Consider the following 11,671-nt stretch of genomic DNA (forward strand, 5'->3'; position numbering starts at 1 on the left):
TCGACGAGATCGCCTTCCAGACCAACCTGCTGGCCCTGAACGCCGGCGTCGAAGCGGCGCGGGCGGGCGAGGCGGGTCGCGGCTTCGCGGTCGTGGCTCAGGAAGTTCGCGCTCTGGCCCAACGTTCGGCCGAGGCCGCCAAGGAGATCAAGACCCTGATCTCCTCGTCGACCCAGCAGGTCAGCCAAGGCGTCAGCCTGGTCGGTCAGACCGGCGAAGCGCTGCAGCGTATCGTGGCGAAGGTTGGTGAGATCGACGCCCTGGTCACCGAAATCGCGGCCTCCGCCGCGGAGCAGGCGACCGGTCTGAACGAAGTGAACACGGCCGTGAATCAGATGGACCAAGTCACTCAGCAGAACGCCGCCATGGTCGAGCAGTCGACCGCCGCGACGCACTCGCTGAAGGGCGAGACCGCCGAGCTGGTTCGCCTGATGGCCCGCTTCCAAGTGGGCGCGGCCGCCTCGTCCTATTCGCGCCCGGCCCCCGCCGACGCGACTCAGCACGCTCCGGCGCGCAACCCGGTGGCCGAGCAGCAGGCCCGCCTGAACACCTTCGCCCGTCCGGGCCGGAGCAGCGGTTCGGCGGCGGTCGCTCAAGCCCCCGTCACGGAAGGTTGGGAGGAATTCTAATGGCCGCCATTGCGCTGCCTGAAAATCTGGACCTGAAGGCCGCGGCCCCTCTGAAGGCCGCGCTCCTGGAGCGCCGCGGCGCCCCGATCGAGATCGAGGCCGACCAGGTGCGCCGCTTCGGCGGTCTGTGCCTGCAGGTCCTCCTGGCGGCCCGCAAGGCCTGGGACCATGACGGTCAAACCTTTTCCATCAAGGGGCCTTCCGAGGCCTTCGTAGAAACCACCCGTCTGTTTGGCGCCGAAAAGGCGCTCCTGTCGGCGGAATTCCAAGGAGCTGAATCGTGACGCAGACGGTTCTTACGGTCGATGACTCCCGCACCATGAGGGACATGCTGCGCATGGCTTTGGCCGGCGCGGGCTTCAACGTGGTCGAGGCCGTCGATGGCGAGCATGGGCTCGAGGTCCTCTCGGCTCACCGTCCTGACGTGATCATCACGGACATCAACATGCCCAAGCTGGACGGCTTCGGCTTCATCGAGGCGGTGCGTGTCGACGACGACTATCGCGCCATCCCGATCCTGGTCCTGACCACGGAAAGCGATCCGGCCAAGAAGCAGCGGGCCCGCGAGGCCGGCGCCACGGGCTGGATCGTGAAGCCCTTCAATCCCGAGAAGCTGGTCGACGCCATCCGCCGCGTCGCCGCCTGATCGGGCGAGTAATCCGCCGCTTTGATTTGACTACCCGTTGCTAGACGCGAATTAGGACGTACGGGAATGGACGAGCTAGAGGCCATCAAGGTCACTTTCTTCCAGGAATGCGAGGAGCTTCTCGCCGACCTCGAAGGCGGTCTCCTGGCCATGCAGGAAGGGTCCGGCGACCTCGAGACGGTCAACGCCGTGTTCCGCGCCGTCCACTCGATCAAGGGCGGCGCCGGCGCCTTCGGCCTTGAGCCGCTGGTGCGCTTCGCCCACGTGTTCGAGACGCTGCTGGACGCCGTTCGCTCCGGCGCCGTGCCCAGCACGATCGAGCTGGCCGCCGTCCTGCTGCGCGCCTCCGACATCTTGGCCGACCACGTCAGCGCCGCTCGCGGCCTGGGCGATGTCGACATGGCCGCCTCGGCCGCCATGGCGACCGAGCTGGAGCATTGGACCGACCCGAACGCGAGCCCCGCGCCCGCCGCCGCGCCGGTCGCCGAGGCGCCCGCCGCCGAAGCGTCCGTCGAAGCCGCCGCCCCGGCCGCCGCCGCGCCCGCGGACGACGACGCCATGGACGACGACGACCTCGGGTTCGTTTTCGTGCCGCAGACCATCACGGTGGAGGCCCAGCAGGCCGACGCCGAACTGGCGCCCGAGAATGTCTGGACGGTGTCGATCCGTCCGAAGTCGGACCTTTATCGCAAGGCCAACGAGACGGCTCTGCTGCTGCGTGAGCTGAGCCGCCTCGGCCCGATCAAGGCCACCTTGGACGACCGCCACCTTCCCGAGCTGGACGAGCTGGATCCGGAAGCGGCCTACGTCACCTGGAACGTTCGCGTCGAGACCGAGGAAGACGAGGCGGCGATCCGCGAGGTCTTCGAATTCGTCGATGGCGACTGCGATCTCGACATCATCCGCGGCGAGGCCACGGTCGAGCAACTCGCCGCGCTGATCCGCGCCACCGAGCCCTCGGCCGCCGAGGTCCATGCGCCCGCCCCGTCGCCAGAGCCCGTCGTGGCCGAAGCGCCCGCTCCGGCGCCCGTCGAAGCCAAGCCCGCCGAAGCGCCCGCGCCGACGCCCGCGCCCGCTCCGGTCGCCGAGGCTCCGAAGGCCGCCGCGCCCGCGGCGCCGGCCGCGCCCGCCGCCGCGCCGGCCAAGGCCGCCCCGGTCGAAGTGCCCGGTCCCGGCCAATCGGTCATCCGCGTCGATCCCGAGCGGATCGACCGCCTGATCGACCTCGTCGGCGAGCTGGTCATCAACCAGGCCATGCTGGCGCAGCGCGTCGGCGAATATGGCATCGCCCCGTCCTCCAACCTGGCCATGGGCCTCGACGAGCTGGAACAGCTGACGCGCGAGATCCAGGACAGCGTCATGGCCATCCGCGCCCAGCCGGTGAAGTCGGTGTTCCAGCGCATGCCGCGTCTGGTCCGCGAAGTCGCCAACATGACGGGCAAGCAGGCCCGCCTGGTGATGGACGGTGAGAACACCGAAGTCGACAAGACGGTCATCGAGCGTCTGGCCGAACCGATCACCCACATGCTGCGCAACGCCATCGACCACGGGCTGGAAAGCCCCGATGAGCGCAAGGCCGCCGGCAAGAACCCCGAAGGCATGGTCCGCCTAGCCGCGCTGCACCGCAGCGGCCGGATCGTCATCGAGGTCTCGGACGACGGCAAGGGCATCAACCGCGAGCGCGTCTTCTCGATCGCGGTCAAGAAGGGCCTGATCGCGCCCGACCTGCAGCTGACCGACGAGGAAATCGACAACCTGATCTTCCTCCCGGGCTTCTCGACCGCCGACAAGATTTCGGACGTGTCGGGCCGCGGAGTCGGCATGGACGTGGTCAAGCGCTCGGTCCAGGCCCTGGGCGGCCGGATCTCGATCACCTCGCGTCCGGGCCAGGGCTCGACCTTCACGCTCAGCCTGCCGCTGACCCTGGCCGTCCTGGACGGCATGGTGGTCGATGTCGCCGGCGAGACCCTGGTCGTGCCGCTGGCCGCCATCGTCGAAAGCCTGCGTCCGAAGCCGGAAGAGGTTCGTCCGCTGGGCCCGGTGGGCTCGGTGCTGGCCGTCCGCGACAGCTTCGTGCCGCTGATCGACGTCGGCCTGACCCTGGGCTATCGCGACGAAAGCCCGCCGCCGACCGACGGCGTCGTGCTGCTGGTCGAAGGCGAGGACGGTTCGCGCGCGGCCCTGGTCGCCGACGCCATCCACGGCCAACGCCAAGTGGTCATCAAGTCGCTTGAGCAGAACTACCAGCAGGTCGAGGGCGTGGCCGCCGCGACCATCCTGGGCGACGGCCGCGTGGCCCTGATCCTTGATGTCGACGCCACGATCAACCTGCGTCGCCGCGAAGGCGGCGCGCCCCGTCCCACCGAACCCACCCTCATCGCCGCGGAGTAAGTCATGGAAGAACATGCCGCCGCCATCGGCGCTGACCGCCGCGAACTGATCTCCTTCCGCGTGGGGGACCAGGAGTACTGCGTGGACATCATGGCCGTCCGCGAAATCCGCGGCTGGAGCCCGGCGACCACTCTCCCTCAGTCGCCCGGCTACATGCGTGGGGTGATCAACCTTCGCGGCGCCGTCCTGCCGATCATGGATCTGGCCTGCCGCCTGGGCATGCCGGTCCTGGAGCCGACCGTCCGCAGCGTCTTCATCGTGGTCAAGGCGGGCGACCGCACGGTCGGCCTGCTGGTCGATGCGGTGTCCGACATCCTGTCGGTCAATGACGATATGATCCAACCGACGCCCGACGTGGCCTGCGACGCGGTTCGCAGCTTCGTGCGGGGCATTATCTCCATCGAGGGGCGGATGATCAGCGAGATCTCGCTGGACCGCATCCTGCCGGAACGGGAGGCGATGGCCGCCTGATGACCGCCGCAGCCCTTACCGAGCGAGACGCCATCGTCGATGGCGAGTTCGCCTTCACCAATCAGGACTTCAAGCGCATCGCCGCGCTGCTGTACGACCTGGCGGGCATCAGCCTGCCCGACAGCAAGGCGACGCTGGTCTATTCCCGTCTGGCCAAGCGCCTGCGCGCCTTGGGGCTGCGCTCGTTCGCCGACTACTGCGCCTTCGTGGCCAGCGACAAGGGCGCGGACGAGAGCCAGGAGATGCTCCGGGCGCTGACCACCAACGTCACGCGCTTCTTCCGCGAGCCGCACCATTTCGAGGACCTGCGCGTCAACGTGCTGGAGCCGCTGGCCGATCAGGTGCGCGCCGGTCGCCGCCTGCGTCTGTGGTCCGCGGCCTGCTCCTCGGGGCAGGAGCCGTACTCGATGGCCTTCACGGTGCTGTCGGTGTGGCCAAATGCCGCTGACCTGGACATCCGGATCCTGGGTACGGACATCGACACCAACGTGCTGGCGGCCGGCCGGGCCGCCGTCTACGACGAGGCGCTGCTGGAGGGCATCCCCGCCGCGACCCGCAGCCAGTTCTTCGAGCGCGATCCCAGCGACAAGCGCGCCTGGCGCGTATGCGAGGCCGCCCGCAGCCTCGTGGCCTTCCGGGAACTAAATCTCAACGGTCCGTCGTGGCCTATGAAAGGTCCCTTCGACGCCATCTTCTGTCGGAATGTCGTGATCTACTTCGATGAACCCACCCAGGAACGCGTCTGGAGCCGCTTCGCGCCGCTCGTCGCTCCTGGCGGCCGACTCTATGTCGGCCACTCCGAGCGCGTTGGCGCTTCCGTGACCGCGTTCGAAAGCTGCGGTCTAACCGCCTACAGAAAGGTGGGCCGCTAATGGCTAAGATCCGCGTACTCGTCGTCGATGACTCCGCCACGATGCGGAGCCTGATTTCCGCCGCCCTGAACCGCGATCCCGAGATCGAGGTCGTCGGCGGCGCGGGCGACCCCTTCGAAGCCCGGGGCATGATCAAGGCCCTGAACCCCGACGTCGTCACCCTCGACATCGAGATGCCGAACATGAACGGCATCGAGTTCCTCGAGAAGATCATGCGCCTGCGGCCGATGCCGGTGGTCATGGTCTCGACCCTGACCCAGGCCGGCGCGGAAATGACGCTGCGGGCTCTGGAGCTGGGCGCGGTGGACTGCGTGGGCAAGCCGGCCGATGCGACCGGCACCCAGGAGGCCCTGGCCGAGATCGTCACCAAGGTGAAGACCGCGGCGCGGGCCTCGGTGCGCACCAAGGCCGACGCCGCGCCCGCCCGGGCGCCGCGCAAGGATTACATGCCGTCCGGCGACCTGGTCGCGATCGGTTCATCGACCGGCGGCGTCGAGGCCCTGCTGTCGATCGTTCAGCAGTTCCCGGACACCTGCCCGCCCACGGTGATCACCCAGCACATGCCGGCGACCTTCACCGCCAGCTTCGCCGCGCGCCTTGACCGCGCCAGCGGCGCCAAGGTGGCGGAAGCCTCGGACGGCGCGGTGCTGGAGCCCGGCAAGGTCTACGTCGCCCCCGGCGGCGCCACGCACCTCGAAGTCGTCCGCTCGGCCGGCCTGCGGTGCCGCCTGGTCCAAGGCGACCCGGTCAGCGGCCATCGCCCGTCGGTGGACGTGCTGTTCAACTCGGTCGCCCAGACGCTGGGGGACAAGGCTGTCGGCGTGATCCTGACCGGCATGGGCCGCGACGGTGCTCAGGGGCTGCTGGCGATGCGCAAGGCGGGAGCCCGGACGCTCGGTCAGGACGAGTCCAGCTGCGTCGTCTACGGCATGCCCAGAGCCGCCTTCGAACTTGGCGCGGTGGAGAAGCAGGTTTCCCTGTCCTCCATGGGCCAGTCCATTCTCGATCTGGCCTCGGCGAGGCGCTAACCTATGCCCCAAGCAAGCACCATTTCCGTTCTCGTCGTCGACGACCAGCTGACCATGCGGGCGCTGATCCGCAATGCTCTGCAGCAGATCGGCTTCAAGGATATTCGTGAAGCGCCCGATGGCGAGGAGGCCCTGAAGAACCTCCTGGCCAAGCCGGCGAACCTCGTCATCTCGGACTTCAACATGCCGAAGATGGACGGTCTGGCGTTGCTCCGCGCGGTGCGTTCGCACCCGCCGATCCGCCAGACGGCCTTCGTCATGCTGACCGGCCGCGCGGACCGTGAACTGGTCCAGCGCGCGGTGCAGTTCGGCGTCAACAACTATTGCGTCAAGCCGTTCACCGTCCAGGGACTGCGCGACAAGATCGAACAGGTGTTCGGACAGCTGACATGACGCATCACAACCCTCCAGAAGACACCGAGCGGGCGATCAAGGTTCACGTCACCCAGGGCGAAAGCCACGTGACGACCGATCCCAACGTGGTGATGACCACGGTGCTGGGGTCGTGCATCGCCGCCTGCATCCGCGATCCGCAGTCGGGCGTCGGCGGCATGAACCACTTCCTGCTTCCCGACGCCGGCGACGGCCGCGGGACCGGCGGGGACGCGGTTCGCTATGGCGCCTACGCCATGGAACTGCTGATCAACGAACTGCTGAAGAAAGGCGCCCGCCGCGAGCGGCTGGAAGCCAAGATCTTCGGCGGCGCCAAGCTGTTCGACGGCCTCTCGGACGTCGGCGCCAGCAACTCCGCGTTCGCCGAGCGCTTCCTGCGCGACGAGGGCATTCCGATCGTCTCGTCCAGCACGGGCGGCGTGTCGGCGCGCCGGGTCGAGTTCTGGCCGGCCTCGGGCCGTGTGCGCCAGCGCCTGGTCGCCGTCGACAACGCGCCGCAGGACGTCCGCCGTCCCGCTCCCGTCCCGATGCCCGCCGCCTCCAGCGGCGACGTGGATCTGTTCTGACCGTATGCAACCTTCGCCACTGCCTTCGCCGACGACGCACACGACCGAGCATCTGCCGGTCAGTGAGCTATCGCGGCGTCTGGCGGCGGAGCTGGCTTCGGCCGCGGCGATCTGCCGGGACTGCGAGCATCTGGCCGGCGACCTCGCTAACGGCGGGGCCACCGTCGAGAACCTGGCGCGTCTGCAGGCCCTCGACGAGCTGAGCCAAAGGCTGCACGGCCTGTCGGAAGTGCTCGAGCGGATCGGCCATCACGCCTCCGGCGAATGGAGCATGTCGATCGCCCCGGTCCTTAACGGTCTTGGCCTGGCCGACATGGCCCAGCGCCTGCGCGCCGAAGAGCAGACCGAGGACCGCCAGGTCGCTGGCGAACTCGACTTTTTCTAGCGCCTATGAGCGACGCGCTTCTCCCCTCGACGCGGATCAATCTCGAGCGGGCGACGGTGCTCGTACTGGATGATAACGGTCCCTCGCTCGACATCTTGTCGCAGGTCGTCTCCGGCTTTGGCGTCAAGCAGCTGTTCCGCGCGGAAAGCGTCGCCGACGCCCAGACCCTGGTCCGCACCAAGACTTTCGATCTGATCATCAGCGACGTGCAGATGCCGACGACGGACGGCATCGAGTTCATTCAGTGGCTTCGCCGCGAAGGCGGCGAGAGCAATCGCTATATTCCCGTGATCCTGGTCACCGGCCACACCCGCACCTCGCAGATCTTCAAGGTCCGCGATGCGGGCGCCAACTTCATGGTGGCCAAGCCGATCACGCCCAAGGTGCTGCTGGAGCGCATCTTCTGGGTGGCCCGCGAGGACCGCGCCTTCATCGAGTGCGACACCTATGTCGGACCTGATCGGCGCTTCAAGCACGAGGGGCCACCGCCGGGGACGGACGGGCGGCGTAAGGACGACCTTCCGGCGGAGGTGGGCGAGGCGCAGACGCCCAACATGTCCGACGATGAAATCGCAAACCTGATGCGCCCAGCCAAGGTGCAGATATGAAAGTCCGCAAGTTCCGCCCAACCAATCGCCTGACCGCGATGATCAAGGAGCGCGGGGGCATCATGGCCAAGGATGCGATCGCCGCCGCCGAAGCTGGCGTGGAAAGCCTGCGCGAGTCGTCAATGGCGGCCCTGGACGAGGCTCTCGCCGAGATCGAGCGCCGGTTCGGCAAGGACGCGCCCGAGCGTGCGTCCGAGCTCTACGAGAGCCTTTACGTCCTCGGATCAAGGATCATCGACGTCAGCGCCTTCGTGTCGGACGCCGGGATCGACAAGGCGGCCGTGTCGCTTTGCACGCTCGTCGATAGCTGCGAAGGCTCCGGTAATTGGCGTTGGGACGCGATCGATGTCCATATCGACGCCCTCCGCCTGCTGCGCGCGCATGGCGCTCTGCTGCCCGCCGATCAGCGCGAGGCCATGCTGCAGGGCCTGTACCAGGTCAGCAATTACCGCCCCGACGAGGCGTAAGTCCAAGCTTCCAGAACGGCGCTATGTGTCGGAAACGCAACGGCGCGTCGCGTTCTCCGACTTGTGGCCACATTGCGGCCTTGTGGCGCGAGCTCGGCTTTGTTAGCACTATGCCACCGGTGTCAAAAACCTCGATTGGCTTCTGACACCGGTAACAAAAATCAAGACTTACCGGCTGGGGCTCGTTTCGCGAGGGAAGGTCGCGAAGCGGATCAAAGGCCAGACAGGGCGCAAGCGCCTATGGTCGACACGGGAGGAGGCTATATGTCCAAGAATTTCACGGCGCGGTCGCGCGCTCTGCAGTACGGCGTCTCGGTCCTGACGCTGATGATGGCGGGCGGCGCGATGGCGCAGACGGCTCCGACGGCGCCAGCCGCCGATCCGGCCGAGGCCGTCGTCGAGGAAGTCGTCGTCACCGGCTTCCGCAAGTCGTTGGACGCGGCTCTGAACGTCAAGCGCGACTCGGTCTCGTCGGTCGACGTGATCGTCGCCGAAGACATCGCCAAGTTCCCCGATCAGAACCTTGCGGAATCCCTGCAGCGCGTGCCCGGCATCTCGATCGTCCGTGACGGCGGCGAAGGCCGCGCCATTACCGTGCGCGGCCTGGGCTCGCAGTTCACCCGCGTCAGGGTCAACGGCATGGAAGCCATCGCGACCACCGCTGATGGCGCGAGCGCCAACCGTGAGCGCGGTTTCGATTTCAACGTCTTCGCCTCCGAGCTCTTCAGCTCGCTGGTCGTGCACAAGACCGCCGAGGCTTCGCTGGACGAAGGCTCGCTGGGCGCGGTGGTCGACTTGAACACCGGCAACCCCATGCGCGGCAAGGACGGCTTCACCATGGCCCTCAGCGCGCAGGGGCAATACAATGACCTGAGCGATGACCTTGGCCCGCGTGTCGCCGGCCTCGTCAACTACCGCGCGCCGAGCGGCTTCTGGGCCGCGTCGATTTCGGCCGCCTACTCGCAGCAGAACCAGCTCGAATCGACCAACAATACGGTCCGCTGGGCGCAGGCCCGGTTCAACCGCGTCGGAACGACGAGCTGCTTCACCACCCAGAACTCGGGCGGCTTCTACGTTCCAAGCGACGCCTGTAACCAGGTCGCTCTCGCCTTCCACCCCCGCATCCCGCGCTATGGCGAGGTGAACCACGATCGCGAGCGCCTGGGAGTCACCGGCAGCTTGCAGTTCGCCCCGACCGACCGCACCAAGCTGTCAATCGACGGCCTGTTCTCGCGCTACAAGGCGATCCGCAACGAGAAGTGGGGCGAGGTGCTGTTCCGCTCGAACGAGCGTTCGATCAGCGTTCGCGACTATACGATCGACAGCAATAACAACCTGATCAAGGGCACGTTCGACAACGCCTGGGTGCGGATCGAGCACTACGAGCGCAAGCTGGACACCACGTTCCAGCAACTCAGCGCCAATCTGCAGCACGAGTTCAGCGACAAGTTCAAGATCGACGCCCTGGCTGGCTTCTCGAAGTCGGACGCCGACATCCCCTACGAGACTACGATCATCTTCGACGATCGTGACGCCACCGGCTACCGCTACGACTACACCGACATGAAGAAGCCGGTGCTAGCGTTCGGGACCAGCGTCACGGACCCGACGAACTTCCAATTCGCGGAGTTCCGCGATCGTCCGTCCAACAACACCAACAAGTTCAAGACCTTCGCCCTGAACGGCGACTGGTCGGTGACGGATGCCGTGTCCTTGAAGGGCGGCGCTTCGTTCCGCCAGTTCGATTTCAGTCTGCGCGAAGGCGCTCGCGACTCGACCTACTGCGCGGCCTTCACCTGCGCAGCCGGGACCTATGGCGCGCCGGTCACGTCGGCCCTGGCCCAGAACTTCGAGCTGAAGGGCGCCGACGCGCCGGCCGGCACGACGACCAGCTGGGTGGTGCCGAATCTGCAGGCCGCCACCGCGCTGATCAATCTGTACCAGCGTCCCTTGATCGTGCAGGCGGGCAACACCCGCTCGGTCACCGAAAAGGACACCGGCGCCTACCTGCAGGTGGACTTGAAGAGCCAGCTGGCGGGCGTGGACTACGCCCTGAACGCCGGCGTTCGCTATGTGAAGACCGAGCAGTCCTCGACGGGCATCAACAACAGCCAGACCGTCACGGTCGATCGCAAGTACACGGACTGGCTGCCGGCCGCCAACCTGGTCATCTACCCGGCTGAAAAGCTGATCCTGCGTCTGTCGGCCGCCGAGGTCATGACTCGCCCGAACCTGGGCAGCCTGACCCCGGGCGGCACCGTAGACGGCTTCAACTACCGCGTCACCTTCGGCAACCCGCAACTGGATCCCTACCGCGCCAAGGCCTACGACGCCGCCGTCGAATGGTACTTCGCCCGCGAATCGATCTTCTCGGTCGCGGTGTTCCAAAAGGATATCGACAGCTTCCCGATCTCGGCGACCCGTCAGGGGACCTACGCCTCGACCGGCCTGCCGACCTCGCTGATCCTGGCCAGCTCGCCGGCCGCGGCTAATCCAGAAGGTCAGCCCTGGACCATCAACACCACGGTCAACGGCCAGGGCGGCAAGCTGAAGGGCGTAGAATTCGCGGTGCAGGGGCCGTTCAGCTTCCTGCCGGGCTTCTGGTCGAACTTCGGCGGTATCGCCAACGTCACCCTGGTCGACTCCGATGTCGACTATTCGTTCCAGGGCGCGGGCACCGTTCCCTATGTTCTGGGTCCCGACGGTCGTCCTTTGAACACTTTCCCGCAGCTTGTGGCGGGCACGACGTCTGAGCGTCTCTTCAACCTGTCGCGCCGCGCCTACAACGCGACTCTGTACTACGAGGCCGACAAGTTCAGCGCCCGCGCCTCCGTCGCCTATCGTAGTGGTTATCTCGATGCCATCAGCGGCACCGGCAACGTGTTCGAGGGCTACAACAGCTCGATCAATGTCGACGCCTCGATGCGTTATCGCGTGACCGACCAGTTCGAAGTCTCGCTGGAAGGCGTGAACCTGACGGACGAGTACCGCGATCGCTTCACCGATCTCGAAGCCAATCGCAACTACGAATACAACCACTTCGGCCGGACCATCATGTTCGGGGTCCGCTACAAGATGTAGTCCCGCCTAAACGCTGGAATGGAATGGGCCGCCGGGTGACTGGCGGCCTTTTCTTTGCCGAGCTGGGCTAAGCGAAGCGCCCGTCGATCCAGGTTTTCGCGACGTTGAGGTCGTCGTCCAGCAGGCAGAAGTCG

The 11,671-nt window shown here is 66.7% G+C and carries 13 protein-coding genes; all 13 read left to right on the forward strand.

The window, feature by feature from the left end; translation table 11 throughout:
• The coding region (locus AX690_RS09990; protein ID WP_231732165.1) for a methyl-accepting chemotaxis protein at positions 1-629 on the forward strand (629 nt) is incomplete at its 5' end.
• Positions 629-913, forward strand: a complete 285-nt coding sequence (locus AX690_RS09995; RefSeq protein WP_066683071.1) for an STAS domain-containing protein — start codon at positions 629-631, stop codon at positions 911-913. The genes AX690_RS09990 and AX690_RS09995, both read left to right, overlap by 1 nt.
• Entirely contained in the window at positions 910-1,275 is a 366-nt protein-coding gene (locus AX690_RS10000; protein WP_013080817.1) for a response regulator, read from the forward strand. Before AX690_RS09995 ends, AX690_RS10000 begins: the two co-directional genes overlap by 4 nt.
• Positions 1,276-1,341: 66 nt before the next feature.
• On the forward strand, positions 1,342-3,666 hold the full coding sequence (locus AX690_RS10005; protein WP_066683072.1) for a chemotaxis protein CheA: 2,325 nt from the start codon (positions 1,342-1,344) through the stop codon (positions 3,664-3,666).
• A 3-nt stretch (positions 3,667-3,669) separates the two neighbouring features.
• Positions 3,670-4,137 (forward strand): chemotaxis protein CheW, encoded by a 468-nt coding sequence (locus AX690_RS10010; RefSeq protein WP_066683073.1) that lies wholly within the window; start codon positions 3,670-3,672, stop codon positions 4,135-4,137.
• The gene (locus AX690_RS10015) at positions 4,137-5,009 is read left to right on the forward strand and encodes a protein-glutamate O-methyltransferase CheR (RefSeq protein ID WP_066683074.1); all 873 of its coding nucleotides are present in this window, start codon (positions 4,137-4,139) and stop codon (positions 5,007-5,009) included. Before AX690_RS10010 ends, AX690_RS10015 begins: the two co-directional genes overlap by 1 nt.
• A complete protein-coding gene (locus AX690_RS10020) occupies positions 5,009-6,037 on the forward strand; it encodes a chemotaxis response regulator protein-glutamate methylesterase (RefSeq protein ID WP_066683075.1) in 1,029 nt (342 codons plus the stop codon). Before AX690_RS10015 ends, AX690_RS10020 begins: the two co-directional genes overlap by 1 nt.
• Before the next feature lie 3 nt (positions 6,038-6,040).
• Complete coding sequence (locus AX690_RS10025) at positions 6,041-6,430, forward strand: response regulator (RefSeq protein WP_007675655.1); 390 nt, start codon at positions 6,041-6,043, stop codon at positions 6,428-6,430.
• Complete coding sequence (locus tag AX690_RS10030) at positions 6,427-6,996, forward strand: chemotaxis protein CheD (RefSeq protein ID WP_066683076.1); 570 nt, start codon at positions 6,427-6,429, stop codon at positions 6,994-6,996. Before AX690_RS10025 ends, AX690_RS10030 begins: the two co-directional genes overlap by 4 nt.
• A 4-nt stretch (positions 6,997-7,000) precedes the next feature.
• On the forward strand, positions 7,001-7,381 hold the full coding sequence (locus AX690_RS10035) for a chemotaxis protein CheU (RefSeq protein ID WP_066683077.1): 381 nt from the start codon (positions 7,001-7,003) through the stop codon (positions 7,379-7,381).
• 5 nt (positions 7,382-7,386) lie between these two features.
• Complete coding sequence (locus AX690_RS10040; protein WP_066683078.1) at positions 7,387-7,989, forward strand: response regulator; 603 nt, start codon at positions 7,387-7,389, stop codon at positions 7,987-7,989.
• Positions 7,986-8,456: a chemotaxis protein CheE gene (locus AX690_RS10045; protein WP_066683079.1), complete on the forward strand. Its 471-nt coding sequence runs from the start codon at positions 7,986-7,988 to the stop codon at positions 8,454-8,456. Before AX690_RS10040 ends, AX690_RS10045 begins: the two co-directional genes overlap by 4 nt.
• Positions 8,457-8,720: 264 nt before the next feature.
• Positions 8,721-11,537, forward strand: a complete 2,817-nt coding sequence (locus AX690_RS10050) for a TonB-dependent receptor (RefSeq protein ID WP_156449625.1) — start codon at positions 8,721-8,723, stop codon at positions 11,535-11,537.
• Positions 11,538-11,671 lie beyond the last annotated feature (134 nt).

The sequence above is a fragment of the Caulobacter sp. CCH9-E1 genome (assembly GCF_001556515.1).
In the GTDB taxonomy this organism is placed as follows: domain Bacteria; phylum Pseudomonadota; class Alphaproteobacteria; order Caulobacterales; family Caulobacteraceae; genus Caulobacter.